Here is a 15,878-nt window from a genome sequence, read left to right as displayed (position 1 = left end):
GAGTCGATTTCGGGTGTTGCTGGATGCCGACGTATGACGACGACAACAGGCGGAAAGAGTGGAGCAATTTCATCGTGGAACCAGGCCGAGGATGTCGTTGTAGAACGCCAGTCCCATCAACCCGGCCAGGACCGCCAGGCCGACATATTGCCCGGCAATCATGGCCCGTTCGCTGATCGGGCTGCCCTTGACCAACTCAATAAGGTAATACAGCAGATGCCCACCGTCCAAGATCGGGATGGGCATCAGGTTGATGATCGCCAGGCTGAGCGACAGCAAGCCCAGAAAATACAGGAACCAGTCGAGCCCGCGTTCGGCCGAAGCGTTGGCTGCGCGCGCAATCGTGACCGGGCCGGAAATGTTCTTGACCGAGGCCTGGCCGGTCAGCATGCGCTTCATCATGCCCAGCGAATCGGCGGTCATTTTGCCGGTTTCGCGGATGGCTGCCGGCACCGCAGCGAAGATGCCGTACTGCTGGCGACTATCGTATTCCGGCGCCGGCGCGGCGGCGGGGCGGACCCCGATCATCCACTGGCCTTGCGGCGATTTGCGCGGTGCGATTTCCAGCGCCAGGCGATCTTCGCCGCGCGCCACTTCGATCATGCCCGGCCCACCGTGTGCGCCCAGCGCCTGTACCTGCGGAATGATGTCCTGGGCCGAGCGGATCGGCTGGCCATCGATGGCCACGATGCGATCGCCCGGCTTGAGCAGGCCGTCGGCCACCGAACCTGGCACCACTTCGGCAATCACCGGCGGCTGCAACATGAATTGCCAGCCGATGCCGGCCAGCGATGCCACACGGCGCTCGTCGAAACCGACCGGCAACTGCGAAAGACGCAAGGTGTGCTCACTGTTGCCGCCACCCTCGACGGCGGTGCGCAGCTGGATATCGCGCCGATCCATGGCCGCAGTGGTGAGCTGCATGCTGGCATCGCTCCAGCTGCTCACGCTGCGTCCGTCGATGCGCACGATGCGCTCGTCCGGTGTCAGCCCCGCTTCGGCGGCCAGACCATCGGCGCGGCCCACGGTGGCCGAATAATCCTGCTTGCCGACCACGAACATCGCCCACAGCATCGCCATGCACAGCAGCAGATTGGCGATGGGGCCGGCAGCAACAATCGCGATACGCTGCCACACCGTCTTGCGATTGAATGCCTGATCGAGTTCGGCCGGGTGTACGTCGCCTTCGCGCTCATCGAGCATCTTGACGTAGCCACCCAGCGGGATCGCCGCCACCACGAACTCGGTGCCGTGGCGGTCGCGGCGCATCCACAGCGGCTTGCCGAAGCCCACCGAAAACCGTAGCACCTTGACGCCGCAGCGGCGCGCGACCCAGAAGTGTCCGAATTCGTGGAACGTCACCAATAGACCCAGGCTGACGATCATCCACCAGACCGAACCGATGAAATCACCCATGGATGCAACTCGGCTGCGTGGATCGATCAAGCATGATGGGCGTAGTTGGCGAGGGCGCGTTCAGTGATTTGCCGGGCTTGCGCATCGGCAAAAAGCAGGGTGTCGAGGGAGTCGGCATTGTGCCGTGAGAGCGTTGTCAGCGTGTGTTCGACCAACGCAGGGATCGCTAGGAAACCTATCTGGCCCTGAAGAAACGCTGAAACAGCCACTTCGTTGGCCGCGTTCAGGATCGCCGGCGCGGTTCCGCCGGCGCGCAAAGCTTCCCAGGCCAGGTGCAGGCAGGGGAATGCATCGGTGTCGGGCGCCTCGAAATCCAGTCGGCCCTGTTGCAGCAGATCCAGTCCCGCCACGCCCGATTCCACCCGTTCCGGCCATGCCAGACCGACCGCCAGCGTGGTGCGCATGTCCGGCAGACCAAGCTGGGCCAGGGTGGAGCCGTCGACGAATTCCACCAGCGAATGCACCAGGCTTTGCGGGTGTACCAGCACGTCGATCTGCTCGCCGGGCAGGCCAAACAGATGATGCGCCTCGATGACTTCCAGGCCCTTGTTCATCAGGGTGGCCGAGTCCACCGAAATCTTCGGGCCCATCGACCACTTCGGGTGCGCAACTGCCTGCGCAGGCGTCACTGCCGCCAGCGCGGTGCGATCCCAGCCACGGAACGGGCCGCCGGACGCGGTCAGAACCACCCGACGCACGCCGCGACTGGCGTCGCACGAGCGCAGGCATTGAAAAATGGCGCTGTGTTCGCTGTCGATCGGAATGATTTCCGCGCCCGCCGCAGCAGCGGTGCGGGTCAGCAACTCGCCGGCCAGCACCAGCGATTCCTTGTTGGCCAGCAGCAGGCGCTTGCCGGCGCGGGCGGCGGCCAGGGTCGACGGCAGGCCGGCGGCGCCCACGATGGCAGCCACCACGGTGTCGCAAGCATCGCTGCCGGCCAGCGCATCCAGCGCCGCGGTGCCGGCGTGCGCCTGGGTGGCGAGGCCGGCGGCACGCAAACCGTCACGCAGGGCCGGGTACAGCGCCTCGTCGGCAATCACCGCATGCGCAGGCCGATGCGTGGCGCACAGCGCCAGCAAGGCGTCGACCTGGCGGCCCGCAGACAGCACGCTGGCGCGCAGCCGCTCGGGATGGCGGGCGATCACGTCCAGTGCCGACGTACCGATCGAGCCGGTCGCGCCGAAGATGGCGACCTGGCGGGGAGAAGAGCCAGCCATGCTTAGAATCCGAGAATTTCCTTGCCGAGTACGAACACCGGCAGGGCGGCGAGCACGCCATCGATGCGATCCAGTACGCCGCCGTGGCCGGGAATCACCGTGCCCGAGTCCTTGGCGCCGGCGTGGCGCTTGAGCAGGCTCTCGAACAGATCGCCGAGCACCGACGCCAGCACCGCCACCGCCGCGACCAGGACCAACTGCGGCACATGCGCCAGGGTCAGTCCGGCCAGCCAGCCGAAGGCGCAGGCCACCGCGATGCCGGCAACCATTCCGCCGAGCAGGCCTTCGATGGTCTTGTTCGGGCTGATGCGCGGCGCCAGCTTGTGCTTGCCGAACGCACGTCCGGCGAAATACGCACCCGAGTCGGCCGCCCAGACCATGGTCAGGGCGGTCAGCAGCCACAGGTTGCCCTTGTCCGGGTTGGCGTGCAGCAGCACCAGCGCAGCCCAGGCGGGAAGCACCGCCAGGGTGCCGGCCGCCAGTTTGAGCGCGCGCGCCTGACCGTTGCCATGATCGGCACCGAAGGTGAAAAAGCGCAGCCACAGCAGCGCCAGCACCCACCAGGCCACACCCACCAGGGCGGCGATCTGGAACAGCACCATCGAGCCGGCCGACGCCCACACCATCAGCACCATCAGCAGCAGATTGAGCATCAGCAGCACGGTGCGCGGCAGGCTGTCGTCGATCCCGGAGAGCTTGAGCCACTCCCATAGGCCGGTCAGGAACAGAATCGCTGCCAGCGCCGCCAGCCATTGGGTGGGCAGCAGCACGATCGCGCAGATGGCGAGCGGCGCCATGATCAGCGCAGCAATCACGCGGGTCTTGGTCATGCGGAGGAGATCTCCGTCGCCTTGTCGGCGATCTGGGCACTGGTCAGGCCAAAGCGGCGTTCGCGCCCGGCATAGTCGTCCAGCGCCTGCTGCAGCACGCCGGCATCGAACTCCGGCCACAGGGTTTCGGTGAACCACAGCTCGGTGTAGGCCAGCTGCCAGAGCAGGAAATTGCTGATGCGGGTATCGCCACCGGTGCGGATGAACAGATCCGGCGCCGGCAGGTCGGACAGCGCGACGCGGCTGGACAGCAGGGCCTCGTCAATCTGATGCGGTTGCAGGCGGCCGGCCGCCACCTCTTCGGCCAGCGCACGTGCCGCCAGCGCGATGTCCTGGCGGCCGCCGTAACTTGCCGCGATGCTGAGCACCAGGCGCGCATTGCCCGCGGTGGTGCGTTCGGCAGCGGCCATGCGGTCGCGTAACGGCGCAGCGAAGCGATTGCGCTCGCCGATGAAACGCACCTGCACGCCACGCCGTTGCAGTTCTTCGACCTCGCGGTCGAGCGCATGCAGGAACAGCTTCATCAGCGAATCGACTTCCTCCTGCGGGCGGCCCCAGTTTTCACTGGAGAACGCGAACAGGGTCAGCGCCGACACGCCCTTTTCCAGGCAGAAATCGATGGTGCGGTTGACCGCCCGCGCACCGGCGCGATGGCCGATCATGCGCGGACGTCGCCGACGCTGCGCCCAACGCCCGTTGCCATCCATGATGATGGCAATGTGGCGCGGTATCGCGTCGGTAGAAGGGACTGGATGCATGGCAGGCGATGCTACGATCAGACCGTCATCAATTCCTGTTCCTTGCCCTTGACGACCTCATCCACATCCTTGATGGCCTTGTCGGTCAACTTCTGGATGTCGTCTTCGGCGGCACGGGCTTCGTCTTCGGTGACCTTCTTGTCTTTCAGCAGATCCTTGACCTGCTGATTGGCATCGCGACGGATGTTGCGGATGGCGACCTTGCTGTCTTCGCCTTCGCCATGCACGGACTTGCTGAGCTCCTTGCGGCGCTCCTCGGTCAGCGGCGGCAGGTTGAGACGGATCACGGTGCCCACCACGGTCGGGGTCAGGCCCAGGTCCGAGGCGTACAGGGCTTTTTCCACGTCCTTGATCATGCCCTTGTCGAACAGGCTGATCACCAGCGAGCGGCCTTCGGACACGCTGATGCTGGCAACCTGATTGAGAGGAGTGTCGGTGCCGTAGGCCTTGACCTTGATGCCGTCCAGCAGCGCCGGCGAAGCGCGGCCGGTACGCACGGTGGTCAGTGAATGGCGCAGAGCATCGATGCTCTTGGTCATGCGCGCCTGCGCGTCTTGTTTGATCTGGTTGAGCATCGCCGGAATCCGTGTGGAGCTGAATCCGGGGATTATAGCCGGGACTGGGGTTTCACGACTCGCCGGCCCGCATGAGCCGGCGCAGCCGGTTCACCTGCCTGGCGCGTTCACGCCAGGCGCTGCGATGGATCGGGCACGAGCGGAGCGCCCGATCCACGCTGTGACGAATCACAAATCCCGATTCTCCAATCCGAAAAACTCAGCTACGGCCCTGCACCAAGGTACCGATCTGCTCGCCGCGCAGGATGCGCAGCAGCACGCCGGGCTCGCTCATGCCGAAGATGCGCAGCGGCAGATCGCTGTCGCGTGCCAGCGCAAAGGCGGCGGTGTCCATCACTTCCAGGCCCTGCATGATGACTTCGTCGTAGGTCAGACTGTCGTAGCGCACCGCATCGGTGTGCTTCTTCGGGTCCTTGTCGTACACGCCATCGACCTTGGTTGCCTTGAGCAGCAGGTCGGCACCGATTTCGATCGCACGCAGCGCCGCGCCCGAATCGGTGGTGAAGAACGGGTTGCCGGTGCCGGCGGCGAAAATCGCGATACGGCCCTTTTCCAGGTGACGCATGGCGCGGCGACGGATGAAATCTTCGCAGACGTCGTTGATCTTGATCGCGCTCATCACGCGCACCTTGGCGCCGAGCTTTTCCAGCGCGTCCTGCATGGCCAGCGCGTTGATCACGGTGGCGAGCATGCCCATGTGGTCGCCGGTGACGCGGTCCATGCCGCTGGCGGCCAGGCCGGCGCCGCGGAAGATGTTGCCGCCGCCGATCACCAGTGCGACCTGTGCGCCAGCCTGCTGCGCTTCGATCACTTCATGGGCGAGGCGGTTGATCACCTTGGGATCGATGCCGTAATCCCCGTCCCCCATCAGCGCCTCCCCGGAAAGTTTGAGAAGAATGCGGCGATAGGAAAGTTCGGACATGGGGGAGACCTCGGGGGTGGGGGACGACAAACGCCGGCAATTCTAGCGGAAGCGTGCCACCGGGCGTGGTAAAAATTCCTTTGTCGTCATCGAGGTGACGTGCGGCTCAGTGCGCCCGCGGGTTCGGTGGCGTCGGAACATCGGTCGCATCGTAGGCGGTGACGCGGTTGCGGCCGCGATGCTTGGAGCGGTACAGCGTGCTGTCTGCGGCCTGCAACAGGTGTTCGATACTTTCGAACTGGCGCTCGATGCCGCCATGCGTGGCCAGGCCTGCAGAGAAGGTGATGTGCAGCGGGCCGCCCTGCAGTTGCGCCATCGGCGTGCGCGCGGTTTCGGCAAGGATGCGCTCGATCACCATCAACGCCGCATCGGCAGGCGTGTTGGGCAGGATCACCAGAAATTCTTCGCCGCCATAGCGTGCCACCAGGTCACTGGTGCGCACCATGCGTTGCAGCGTCTGCGCAAAGTTGCGCAACACCTCGTCGCCGACCAGATGGCCGTGCGCATCGTTGACGCGCTTGAAATCGTCCAGATCGATGAAGGCGATCGACAGCGGCCAGGCCTGCCGCGATGCCAGTTCGAACTCATGCGCCAGCGCGGTGCCGAGCTGATGCCGATTGAATACGCCGGTCAGCGCATCGCGGCTGGCCTGCTCGGCCAGATGACGCATGCGGTTTTCCGACTCGTCGGCATGGCGGCGCGCTTCGGCAACGTCCTGCAATTCGCGCAGGCTGCGCAGCAGGGCCAGCTCGCGCGCCTGCTCGAAGATCAGCTGGATGTGCTCGGGTTGCGGCACGCGGATGTCGAATAAGGCTTCGAGCTCGGGCAAGGATTCGGCGATGCGTTCGATCACTTTTTCGAAGCGTTCGGCATCCAGTTCCAGCACGTCCTGCGCCTGGCGCTGCGCATGCTCGGTGGCGGTAGCCGCGCTGGCGGAGAGCCAGATGTCGGCCAGACGTCCGGACAGCGCGACGCAGGCCATGAAGGGCTCCAGGCCTGACGGTTCTTCTTCGCTTTTCGCGATCGCGTTCTGCAGGTAGTGCGGTAACTGCCACTGGTGCGCAAGCCAGGCGCCGATTTCGGCGTGGGTGGCACCCAGGTGTTCGCGTTCGGCATCCAGCAGCGATGCATTGTCGGGCGCCTGTTCCAGCAGCGGCGCATACAGCTCGGGCGCGCCTTGCAGCAGTGCCAGCTTGCCGATGTCCTGCAGCAGGCCGGCCAGCATCAATTCTTCGGGTTTGCGGATGCCATAGGCCTGACCCAGGATGCGACTGGCCAGCGCGCATAGCCCGGCACGACGCCAGATGCGCTCATGCAACGGGTGCGCGACGAAGGTGCTGCGCACGCCGTGCACCATCGAAAACCCCAGCGCCAGGCTCAGGGTCGCGTTGAGGCCGAGCATGGTGAGTGCCTGGCCGAGGTTGTCGACACGGCGGCGGCTGGCGTACAGCGGTGAGTTGGCCACGCGCAGCATGCGTGCGCTCAGGGCGATGTCCATGCCGATGACTTTCGCGGTGGTGGTCATGTCCACATCCGGGTCCTGCGCCAGCTCGATGATGCGCAGCGCGACGCCGGGTGGCGATGGCAGGTTACGGCAGTAGTGCAGGGCGGCCTGGAGATCTGGTTGCATGAGTCATCGCCAACAGTGAACGCAAGCATACAGCTGCGTTCGGTGAGTTTGAGCACGCCACGGCTCGCAGTCGCTGCGCTGGAACGCATGCGTGAGGGGTGCTGAGAGTCTGCTTGGCATCTAGGTTTAGCGGCACGGCCGACGACATCTATAGCGTCGAGGCCGGTTGCGGGCACCACGGATGTGTGCGTTTCAGTTTCGCGCGCTTCGATGTAGCGCGGATTCGCAGGCAAAAAAAAGCCGCGGCATGGCCGCGGCTTTTTTCACTCTGTGGCGAAGATCAGGCCAGACCGGCCTGCTTCATCACTTCGGCGGCGTAGTCTTCCACCACCTTCTCGATGCCTTCGCCAACGGCCAGGCGCTGGAAGCCGATCACGTCGGCACCAGCGGCCTTGACGGCCTGCTCGACGGTCTGATCGGTGTTCAGCACATACGGCTGGCCGTACAGCGTGACTTCGTTGACGATCTTGCTGATCTTGCCGCTGATGATCTTTTCCAGGATCTCGGCCGGCTTGGACTTGTCCTTTTCGGACATCTTGGCCAGTTCGATTTCCTTTTCCTTGGCGACAAACTCGGCCGGGACGTCGGATGCCTTGATGTGCGGCGGGTTCATTGCGGCGATGTGCATGGCAATGCCGCGTGCCAGCTCGATGTCGCCACCCTTCAGCTCGACCAGCACGCCGATACGGCCGCCGTGCACGTAGGCCGCGACGTTGTTGGCGCTGTCGATACGGGCCAGGCGACGCACCTGCAGGTTCTCGCCAACCTTGGCGATGACCGCCGCGCGACGCTCTTCGATGGTCTCGCCGCTGTCCAGCTTGACGCTCTTCAGCGCTTCGGCATCGGCGACGTCGGAGTTTAGTGCGGCGTTGGCCACAACCTCGGTGAAGGCCAGGAAGTTCTCATCCTTGGCGACGAAGTCGGTCTCGGAATTGACTTCGACCAGCACGGCCTTGCCGCCGGCCTGTGCGGTGGCGATGCGGCCTTCGGCAGCAACGCGGTCGGCCTTCTTGTCGGCCTTGGCCAGACCCGACTTGCGCAGCCACTCGGCAGCGGCATCGATGTCGCCAGCGTTTTCGACGAGTGCTTTCTTGCACTCCATCATGCCGGCGCCGGTGCGCTCGCGCAGTTCCTTGACCAGGGAAGCAGTGATTTCCATGGAATTACCTCGTATGGACGAATGCGTACGGCGGAAGTGTTCCGCCAGTGAGGAGACGGTGCAGCGTGCGGGCCGCCCCCGTAAAAATCTTTGGTGGCCTCAGCGACGGGTCGCGATGGACCCGTCGGGGCTGCGGCCGCCCAGCATGGAGCGGCCGCATTGCATGCCGATTACTCGGCAGCCGGTGCTGCAGGTGCTTCAGCTGCTGCCGGTGCCGCAGCAGCGGCCGGTGCGTCGGCCTTCTTCTCGGCGGACTTCTTGGCCGGGGCACGACGGCCCTTGCCTTCGTCGCCGGCGTCAGCCGAGAACTCTTCTTCGCGCACCGACGCCGAGTTCGGCGCAGCAGCCTTGCCTTCCAGCACGGCATCGGCAGCGGCACGTGCGTACAGCTGCACGGCGCGGATGGCGTCGTCGTTACCCGGGATGGCGTAGTCGACCAGGGCCGGATCGTAGTTGGTGTCGACCACGGCGATCACCGGGATGCCGAGCTTCTTGGCTTCCTTGATGGCGATGTCTTCATGGCCGATGTCGATCACGAAGATCGCGTCGGGCAGACGGTTCATTTCCTTGATGCCGCCCAGCGACGCGTCCAGCTTTTCGCGCTCGCGACGCAGGCCCAGCACTTCGTGCTTGACCAGCTTTTCGAAGGTGCCGTCGGTTTCAGCGGCTTCCAGTTCCTTCAGGCGGGCAACCGACTGCTTGACGGTGCGGAAGTTGGTCAGCGTGCCGCCCAACCAGCGCTGGGTCATGAACGGCATGTTGCAACGCTCGGCTTCTTCCTTGATCGACTCGCGCGCGCTGCGCTTGGTGCCCAGGAACAGCACGGTGCCGCGCTTCTGCGCGATCGAGGAGAGGAAGTTCATCGCGTCGTTGAAGAGCGGGACGGTCTTCTCGAGGTTGATGATGTGGATCTTGCCGCGCGCGCCGAAGATGTACGGAGCCATCTTGGGGTTCCAGTAGCGGGTCTGGTGGCCGAAATGGACGCCGGCTTCCAGCATCTGACGCATGGTGACCTGAGGCATTGAAAAAACTCCTGGTAGCGGAATCGCCGTGCGCAGCTGTTGTTTGAAGTCAGCGCAGGGAGTGCGGGCGCTGCGAGAACACTCGCATCAAACGCACAAGATTCCGGGGTTGGGCTTCCCTGTTGCCTCCGCGACGAACCCTTGTGAGGGCACCCCGGCACGGATGGCGGCAGCAGGTGTGGATTCGTCGGTGACGTCCGACGTGGACGGCGCGATGCGGCAAAGACGCAAAACAGCCGGCGGAGTATAGCCGGCCGGGCCGGCCGTATGCAATGTGCACAGCCGGCATCGCCAGGACTTGCGGGCGAGGGGACTCAGGGCTGCAGCGCGAGCGTGGTTTCGGTGTCGCTGTTGACGCGGGCCACGAAGCGTCCCAGATCGGCGGACAGGGTTGCCGGCAGCGCCCATTGCCGGGTCTGGCCGGGCAGCACATAGCCGGCCAGATCGTTGCCGATGCTGTGCCGGGTACCGCCGGCATCGATAAAGGCCAGGTCGGCCAGGCGGGCGTGGTGCACGCCGGCGTTGTGGATGCGCAAGCTGCGGCCGCTGCCCTGGCCGGACAGCGTCGCCTGCAGCTGCGGGTGCAACTCGCCCGGCTCGCTGGGCATCGCAAACACCGGAGTGGAATACCGCAACAGCTCGGCTTCATCGCCCACGGCATGTTGGGTCACCACCAACCGATAGCTGTCTTCGGTCCGGGCCGGGCTAGGGCCGAGGCGGATGACCCGTAACAGCTGGCGGCCTTGCGCCGGGATTTCGAACTGGCTGGGGCTGACGGTTGCGCCGACGGCCGGTTCCAGTACTTCGCGCCCGCCGTCCTGGCTCCAGCGGTAAAGCTTGGCATCGGCACGCCACGGTTGCGCCGCCTGGTTGTACAGCCAGACCGCCGCCTGGTCGCTATTGGCCGGGATGTGCGCGGTGGTAGGGGCGATGGCGATCTCGGCAGCGACAGCGCTGCCGCTTGCGGCCATGCATAGCAGGCCCAGCATCAGCCAACTGCAGCGCGGGCGGGCGGCGGCCATGCTCAGAACGCGATGGTGGTGATGCGCGTCGCACCGCTGGGCGCAGGCCCTGCAAGTGCGCTGGCATCCTGGCCAGTGCTGGTGGTCGAGGGGGTGTTGACGTTGCGCGACGGCTGCGCAACTGCGACTGGCGTGCCACGCGAGCAGCTGGCGCGCGGCGCGGTCGTACGCAGCTCGCAACCGCTGAGCAGGCGCAGGCCGATGTGCAGGCTGGAGTTGTCCGGGCCGCGGTTAGTGGACGCAGTTGCGGCAGCGGCGCTGCAAGCGAGGGCGACCAGCGTGAAGCACTTCAGGAAGGTGACCGGCGTCATGAAGGCAATCGTTTGCATTGGAGTCGTTACAAATAGCGACGCCCCCGAAGCGAACTTAATTAACGGTCAGTAAGTGATCGAGACAGTCACCGTGTCGGTATAGGCCCCGGCGATGGGTAGCTGCGGCGCCGGCGCGCGGCCGTAGACCGTCACCGTCTGCGCGACCCCGTTGCCGCTGCCGGCCAGGGTATCGACCCCGACCGTGGTGCCCCAGCGGTTGCTGCGCCCCGAGTCCTTGTAGAGCTCGTAGGTGATGAAGTTGGCGCTGCTGGCGTGGCGCATCCGTCGGGTGCCGCCGCTGGCGTTGACGCCGACGTCCAGGCCGATGTTCCAGGCGGTGCGGTTGGTGCAGGCCAGGCTGATGGTCGAACTGCGGTCGATCTGGGTGTCGATGCTGCCGGCGATGCTGCCGAAGTCCAGATCGGTGGTGACATAGGTATTGCAACGCGCCGGCACATCGGCCGAGGCGGTGAACGGGAACGCGTTGCTGGCGGTCTTGGCGCCGCTGCCGCCCGTGTTGCAGTTGGCCGGCGGCTGGATGCCGCCGATGATGCTTTCGTTGTAGGCGTAGCGCATCACCGTATCGGCGCCGCCGAAGCTGCTGGTGTGGTTGCCCACCGACAGCGTCTGGCTGCCGGGAATGCGTCCGTAGAAGGTGACCGTGGTGGTCTGCGAGCCGCCGACCAGGATCGGTACCGAATAGGCGAAACTCAGCACCAGCGGTGACGGCGTGCTCGATCCGGTGGCGCCCCAGACCTGCGTGCGCGCCGCGTCGCCGTAGATCTGATAGCTCAATGCATCGCTGGTGGCGTTGAGCATGCGGCGCGGCGTATACACGCCTGCGCTGGCACTGCCGGGCCCCAGGTCCAGGCACAGCGTCACCCGCGCCTGGCCCAGCACGCTGAGCGCGGTGGTGGCGCAGGACACGTTGAAGCTCGCGACCGCATCTGTGGCGCCATTGGCGGCCACGTTGCCGAAGGCCAAGGGCGTCCCCAACGTCACCGTGCAGGTGGTATCGGCATGCGCCGACTGGCTGGGCGTCAGCCACAGCAGTGCAAGGCTCAGTGCAAGCAAGACTCGCCAGAGCGCCTGCACGCTCATGGCGTCGGTTCCGAGATACAGCGCAACGGGCCGACCCGCGGAATGCGGCCAGCGTCGGCCGGATACGCGAACTGCGCGATGCAGCGGCCCTCCGGCAATTCCACCAGGATGCGGTTGTCGTTCTGCAGATTGTCCAGATAGGTTTCGCCGTCGTAGCCGACCACCACGCGTTCGGCATCGCCTTCGCGTTGCGCCACGCTGCCCACCGGTACCGGCGTGCCATTTGCGTCGTGCAAGACGATCACCGCAGCCCGCACCCGGGTAATGCCGAAGCGCACCGCCACACCGGATTGCTGGCGCGGCGTCACCGTGGTGTCGACCCGATCCACGCGCAGGTCCGCCGGCAGGCTCAGCGTGTCGATCGATAGCTGATTGCGCTGCCACGATTGCAGCGGCGTCACCAACAAGGTGCCGCGTGCATCGGTGACCCCGATCAAGCGGTTCTCCAGCCGTACCGGAATGCCGGCCTGGCCGTCGGTGGACACCACCGCAAACGCGTCCTGGACGTCGCGCGCCGCAAAGCTGCGGCCGTCCATCCACACCAGGCTGCCGCTGGCGCTGGCATAGCCGAACTGGTCGCCGTCCTGGGTGGCGGCGCCGAAGTTGTAGCGGCCGACGCGGTTCAACCAGCCCAGCTCGGCCAGCCCGCCGCTGGCATCGTCGCCCGCGCGTGCCTGCACGCGCCAGCCGATGCCGCCCAGGTCGCCGTCGCCGGGTAGCGGCTGGCTGACATCGGCCACAAACCCGGTGCGATTGCCGTTGCGCTGCATCGACGCGCTAGCTTGGCGCAATTCGCCGAAGGTGGTGGACAGCGACAGATACAGGCTGCGGTCGCTGCGGATATCCAGGTTCTGATTGCCGGATAGATTGGCGGCCCAGTTGCGCCCGAAGCTGCGTGACCAGAACACGCTGGCATAACGCGAGGTGTCGCCTTGCGGGTAGCTCAGGCGCACATAGCTGGTGCCCAGCGAGCCGATCGGGTCGGCATTGACGCCGAATGCGGCGCGGTCGCTGACGCGCGCCGGCAGGCTGCCCTGCAACGCGCCGAGGTCGCGGTAATCGCCGTGGGTACGCTGGGTGCCTAGATTCACGTTGAAACGCCGATTGTTCCAGGCGTAGCCCAGCACAGACTGGCCGCCACGCAGCGCATGCATGCTGCTGTGTGCGTAGGCCGCATTGAACACGCCGCCAGCGCCGAGCAACCACACCCCGCCTGCGCCAGCATTGATCACGCCGCCGCCGGCTTCGGTGTGCGCCTCGATGGTGAAATCGTCGCGTAGGCCCTTACGCAAGCTGGCGCTGGCGACCGGCTGCGAGGCATAGGAAAACGAACGCACGCCATAGTCGCGGCGCAGATGGCCGAGGCCTGCCGACCACTCGGAAATGCCGCGCGCAAGCAGTTGCGGCGTGCCGTAAAACGCGAAGTCCAGTCGACGCACCCGGCCGAAGGCATCGGTCACCACGATCTGCGCCTGCCCGGTGCCGCTGATGCCCGGTTGCGCGGCCAGTTGAAACGGCCCGGCCGGTACCTGGCCGCTGTACTGACGCAGGCCATCGACATACAGCTCCACCGTGGAGGGCACCGCCGCTTCGCCCAGAAAGCTGGGCGTCGGGGTCAGCACACGGTAGGGCTGCAGCGCGTAATTGCGGCCGATCTGCACGCCGCCCAACCGCAGTGAACGGCTCCAGTCGACGAACCCGCTATAGAAATCGCCCACCCGCAGGCTGGTGGCGCTGTCGGGGAAATCCATCTGCCAGGCGCTGTCCAGGCGCACCGCCTCGCTGCGCCAGCGTTGGTCCTGCGGGCGGTCGTAGGCCAGAAAAATGGCCGTGGTATCGACCATGCCGCGGCCCAGGCCGAAGCCGCGCAGTTCGGTGGCCAGCGACATGCTGCTGGAACCGGCATTGCGCGTGGCATAGAAGTCGTAATTGAGCAGCATGCCCGGCGATGCGGTGGCGCTGGGCGGGGCGGCTTCTTCGGCCTTGAGCACGGTGGTGGACAGCGACAGCTGCGCCAGCGGTACCTGCAGCGCGAGCCGCTGCAGCGCGGCGTCGTAGCGCACTTCCACATCGGGTAGCCGATCCAGATCGACCAATTCACCGGGCAGGCGATCGGCCAGGATGAAGCCGAGTTTGCGCAGCGTTTCCACCGAGCCACGCAAATGGCCGTCGACCAGTTCGAACGGCGCCAGGCCGCGATCGGCCTGATTCAAGGTGACGTCCAGATACAGCGACTGCGGTTGAGTGGCGGCGCTTTGCGCAATCTGGTCGGGCAACGATGCGACATCGGCGAGATCGCCGGCCATGGCGTTCGCAAACCCGGTGGCGGTCGCAAGCAGGGTCATCGCCAGCCGGGCCGCATCACGGCGCCGTGGGCGCGGCCAACAAGGTGCGTTCGTCAGCCTCACCATTGATCCTTGCGACGATGGAGCCGCGGCCGAACTGCGCCAGCGGTGCGCCCAGCGACCAGCGCATGGTCTGGCCCGGTAACACGTAGCCGACCAAGCCGTTCAAGGTGGTCTTGGTTGCGCCATCGACCCGGTGCTGCAGATCGGCGACCTGCGCATGCCCGGAGCCGCTGTTGCTGATCTGGATCTGCGCATTGCCGTCGGTACCGGCGATCACCTGCGCGCTCAGGGTGGGCGTGGGCTCGGCCTTGCCGGGTGGCAGGACGAAGATCGGCACCGAGTAGCGCAGCACGAACTGCATGCCCTTGCGATCGGCATCGGCGCTGGGCAGTTCGTCGACGATGATGCGGTAGCAGAGCTCCTGGCGACTGGGCGCAGGCCCGGCGCGGATCACGCGAATCAGTTGGCGCTCGCCTGCAGCCAGGGTGCGCATCGGTGGGCTGATCAGGATTTCCTGGGTCGGATCGAGCTGGTCCTGCCCATCGCGCTGGGTCCAGCGATAGGCGCGGGTCTGCACTTGCACCGGCGCGCCGCCACTGTTGCTCAGCCATAGGCCGTCGGCGGTCTGTTCTGCGCTCAGGGTCAGCGAGGTCGGTGCCAGCTGCAGGCTGGCCGCCTGCGCAGACGGCAACAGCCAGGCGCAGCTCAGCGACAGGCTCAGGGCGAGTCCAACCGGGACCAGCCACGCACGGAGGCGCGACGGCAGCTGTTGCAATGGCATGCGTGAGCTCAATAGACGATGGTCGCGGTGATCGTGTCCTGGTAGCTACCGGTCGCGGCGTTGTTGACCGACGGATTGGTCACACGACCGTAGACCGGGTAGACCTGGTTGATGCCGGTGGCGGTGCGGCTCAGGGTGTTGGTGCCGGTGGTGCTGCCCCACACCGTGCTGCGGCCCAGGTCCTGATAGAGCTGATAGGCGATGAAGTTGTTGGTGGTGACCAGTGGGTCGGCGTTCTTCATGCGGCGGGTGGTCACATCGTTGGCGGTGCCCGCGTTGCTGCCCGCGCTCAGCGCGATGTTGTAGGGCGTCAATGCGGTGCATTGGGCGGTCACGCTGCCGTTGGCATCGGCGTTGGCGGTCGAGGTGGAGAGCACCGAGCCGAAGTCGACGTCCGTGGCGGAGGCGGCAGTGATGGTGCAGGCCTTGGTGACGGCGATCTTGACGTTGAAGGTGGTTGTATCTGCTGCCGTCGCCATGCCGATGGTCGAGAGCAGGCCGATGGAGAGCAGGACAGGGCGGACAGTGCGCATGGACATTTCCTTGACCGGTCAGGTCTTTGATGACGCGACAAGCTGTCGCCCTCCATGCAATGCATCAACTGTGCCAAACATAACTGCGAATTCATCTTGTATCTAGCTGTTTCGCTTGCATCTTTTGCGAAATTTGCGATGTCCTATTGATGACTTCGCTCGCGGGATTCTTGACGCGTGAGGAACTGCGTCACACATGAATAGGCATGTGCGACGGTTTGCTGTTGCCCGGTCCGCTTGCCGTGTCGACACT

Annotated in this window: 15 protein-coding genes; all 15 read right to left on the bottom strand. The window is 65.5% G+C overall.

Annotated features, from left to right (window positions below; translation table 11 throughout):
- Nucleotides 1-69 precede the first annotated feature (69 nt).
- Nucleotides 70-1,416, bottom strand: coding sequence for an RIP metalloprotease RseP (gene rseP / locus VC212_RS01395; protein WP_323514131.1), 1,347 nt, complete (start codon nucleotides 1,414-1,416; stop codon nucleotides 70-72).
- 26 nt (nucleotides 1,417-1,442) lie between these two features.
- Nucleotides 1,443-2,633, bottom strand: a complete 1,191-nt coding sequence (locus VC212_RS01390; protein WP_115512138.1) for a 1-deoxy-D-xylulose-5-phosphate reductoisomerase — start codon at nucleotides 2,631-2,633, stop codon at nucleotides 1,443-1,445.
- 2 nt (nucleotides 2,634-2,635) lie between these two features.
- Nucleotides 2,636-3,463, bottom strand: coding sequence for a phosphatidate cytidylyltransferase (locus VC212_RS01385; protein ID WP_323514130.1), 828 nt, complete (start codon nucleotides 3,461-3,463; stop codon nucleotides 2,636-2,638).
- Nucleotides 3,460-4,221: a polyprenyl diphosphate synthase gene (uppS, locus tag VC212_RS01380; RefSeq protein ID WP_323514128.1), complete on the bottom strand. Its 762-nt coding sequence runs from the start codon at nucleotides 4,219-4,221 to the stop codon at nucleotides 3,460-3,462. Before uppS ends, VC212_RS01385 begins: the two co-directional genes overlap by 4 nt.
- Nucleotides 4,222-4,238: 17 nt before the next feature.
- Entirely contained in the window at nucleotides 4,239-4,796 is a 558-nt protein-coding gene (frr, locus tag VC212_RS01375) for a ribosome recycling factor (protein ID WP_055845126.1), read from the bottom strand.
- A 199-nt stretch (nucleotides 4,797-4,995) separates the two neighbouring features.
- Nucleotides 4,996-5,718, bottom strand: coding sequence for a UMP kinase (gene pyrH, locus VC212_RS01370; RefSeq protein ID WP_046963035.1), 723 nt, complete (start codon nucleotides 5,716-5,718; stop codon nucleotides 4,996-4,998).
- Nucleotides 5,719-5,824: 106 nt separating this feature from the next.
- Entirely contained in the window at nucleotides 5,825-7,348 is a 1,524-nt protein-coding gene (locus VC212_RS01365) for a GGDEF domain-containing protein (protein WP_115553379.1), read from the bottom strand.
- Between the two features lie 280 nt (nucleotides 7,349-7,628).
- Entirely contained in the window at nucleotides 7,629-8,507 is an 879-nt protein-coding gene (tsf, locus tag VC212_RS01360) for a translation elongation factor Ts (RefSeq protein ID WP_055845120.1), read from the bottom strand.
- Between the two features lie 170 nt (nucleotides 8,508-8,677).
- A complete protein-coding gene (gene rpsB / locus VC212_RS01355) occupies nucleotides 8,678-9,529 on the bottom strand; it encodes a 30S ribosomal protein S2 (RefSeq protein ID WP_115512133.1) in 852 nt (283 codons plus the stop codon).
- 314 nt (nucleotides 9,530-9,843) lie between these two features.
- The gene (locus tag VC212_RS01350; protein WP_323514127.1) at nucleotides 9,844-10,551 is read right to left on the bottom strand and encodes a fimbria/pilus periplasmic chaperone; all 708 of its coding nucleotides are present in this window, start codon (nucleotides 10,549-10,551) and stop codon (nucleotides 9,844-9,846) included.
- 2 nt (nucleotides 10,552-10,553) lie between these two features.
- Nucleotides 10,554-10,880 carry a hypothetical protein gene (locus VC212_RS01345; protein WP_323514126.1) on the bottom strand — a complete coding sequence of 109 codons (327 nt, stop codon included), beginning with the start codon at nucleotides 10,878-10,880 and terminating at the stop codon, nucleotides 10,554-10,556.
- A 48-nt stretch (nucleotides 10,881-10,928) separates the two neighbouring features.
- Nucleotides 10,929-11,963 carry a spore coat U domain-containing protein gene (locus tag VC212_RS01340; RefSeq protein WP_323514125.1) on the bottom strand — a complete coding sequence of 345 codons (1,035 nt, stop codon included), beginning with the start codon at nucleotides 11,961-11,963 and terminating at the stop codon, nucleotides 10,929-10,931.
- Nucleotides 11,960-14,308: a fimbria/pilus outer membrane usher protein gene (locus VC212_RS01335; protein ID WP_323514124.1), complete on the bottom strand. Its 2,349-nt coding sequence runs from the start codon at nucleotides 14,306-14,308 to the stop codon at nucleotides 11,960-11,962. Before VC212_RS01335 ends, VC212_RS01340 begins: the two co-directional genes overlap by 4 nt.
- Nucleotides 14,309-14,324: 16 nt before the next feature.
- The gene (locus tag VC212_RS01330; RefSeq protein WP_055845102.1) at nucleotides 14,325-15,092 is read right to left on the bottom strand and encodes a molecular chaperone; all 768 of its coding nucleotides are present in this window, start codon (nucleotides 15,090-15,092) and stop codon (nucleotides 14,325-14,327) included.
- 8 nt (nucleotides 15,093-15,100) lie between these two features.
- A complete protein-coding gene (locus VC212_RS01325; protein ID WP_055846220.1) occupies nucleotides 15,101-15,625 on the bottom strand; it encodes a spore coat U domain-containing protein in 525 nt (174 codons plus the stop codon).
- Nucleotides 15,626-15,878 lie beyond the last annotated feature (253 nt).

This window comes from Xanthomonas sp. WHRI 8932A, assembly GCF_035012785.1.
Taxonomy (GTDB): domain Bacteria; phylum Pseudomonadota; class Gammaproteobacteria; order Xanthomonadales; family Xanthomonadaceae; genus Xanthomonas.
The sequence above is the reverse complement of the archived record's forward strand: the minus strand, read 5'-3'. Positions and strand labels throughout refer to the sequence as shown.

Excerpts from the sequence above, each read along its gene's own strand:
- rseP (WP_323514131.1), bottom strand. The coding sequence starts at position 1,416 with ATGGGTGATTTCATCGGTTCGGTCTGGTGGATGATCGTCAGCCTGGGT.
- VC212_RS01390 (WP_115512138.1), bottom strand. The coding sequence starts at position 2,633 with ATGGCTGGCTCTTCTCCCCGCCAGGTCGCCATCTTCGGCGCGACCGGC.
- VC212_RS01385 (WP_323514130.1), bottom strand. The coding sequence starts at position 3,463 with ATGACCAAGACCCGCGTGATTGCTGCGCTGATCATGGCGCCGCTCGCC.
- uppS (WP_323514128.1), bottom strand. The coding sequence starts at position 4,221 with ATGCATCCAGTCCCTTCTACCGACGCGATACCGCGCCACATTGCCATC.
- frr (WP_055845126.1), bottom strand. The coding sequence starts at position 4,796 with ATGCTCAACCAGATCAAACAAGACGCGCAGGCGCGCATGACCAAGAGC.
- pyrH (WP_046963035.1), bottom strand. The coding sequence starts at position 5,718 with ATGTCCGAACTTTCCTATCGCCGCATTCTTCTCAAACTTTCCGGGGAG.
- VC212_RS01365 (WP_115553379.1), bottom strand. The coding sequence starts at position 7,348 with ATGCAACCAGATCTCCAGGCCGCCCTGCACTACTGCCGTAACCTGCCA.
- tsf (WP_055845120.1), bottom strand. The coding sequence starts at position 8,507 with ATGGAAATCACTGCTTCCCTGGTCAAGGAACTGCGCGAGCGCACCGGC.
- rpsB (WP_115512133.1), bottom strand. The coding sequence starts at position 9,529 with ATGCCTCAGGTCACCATGCGTCAGATGCTGGAAGCCGGCGTCCATTTC.
- VC212_RS01350 (WP_323514127.1), bottom strand. The coding sequence starts at position 10,551 with ATGGCCGCCGCCCGCCCGCGCTGCAGTTGGCTGATGCTGGGCCTGCTA.
- VC212_RS01345 (WP_323514126.1), bottom strand. The coding sequence starts at position 10,880 with ATGCAAACGATTGCCTTCATGACGCCGGTCACCTTCCTGAAGTGCTTC.
- VC212_RS01340 (WP_323514125.1), bottom strand. The coding sequence starts at position 11,963 with ATGAGCGTGCAGGCGCTCTGGCGAGTCTTGCTTGCACTGAGCCTTGCA.
- VC212_RS01335 (WP_323514124.1), bottom strand. The coding sequence starts at position 14,308 with ATGACCCTGCTTGCGACCGCCACCGGGTTTGCGAACGCCATGGCCGGC.
- VC212_RS01330 (WP_055845102.1), bottom strand. The coding sequence starts at position 15,092 with ATGCCATTGCAACAGCTGCCGTCGCGCCTCCGTGCGTGGCTGGTCCCG.
- VC212_RS01325 (WP_055846220.1), bottom strand. The coding sequence starts at position 15,625 with ATGCGCACTGTCCGCCCTGTCCTGCTCTCCATCGGCCTGCTCTCGACC.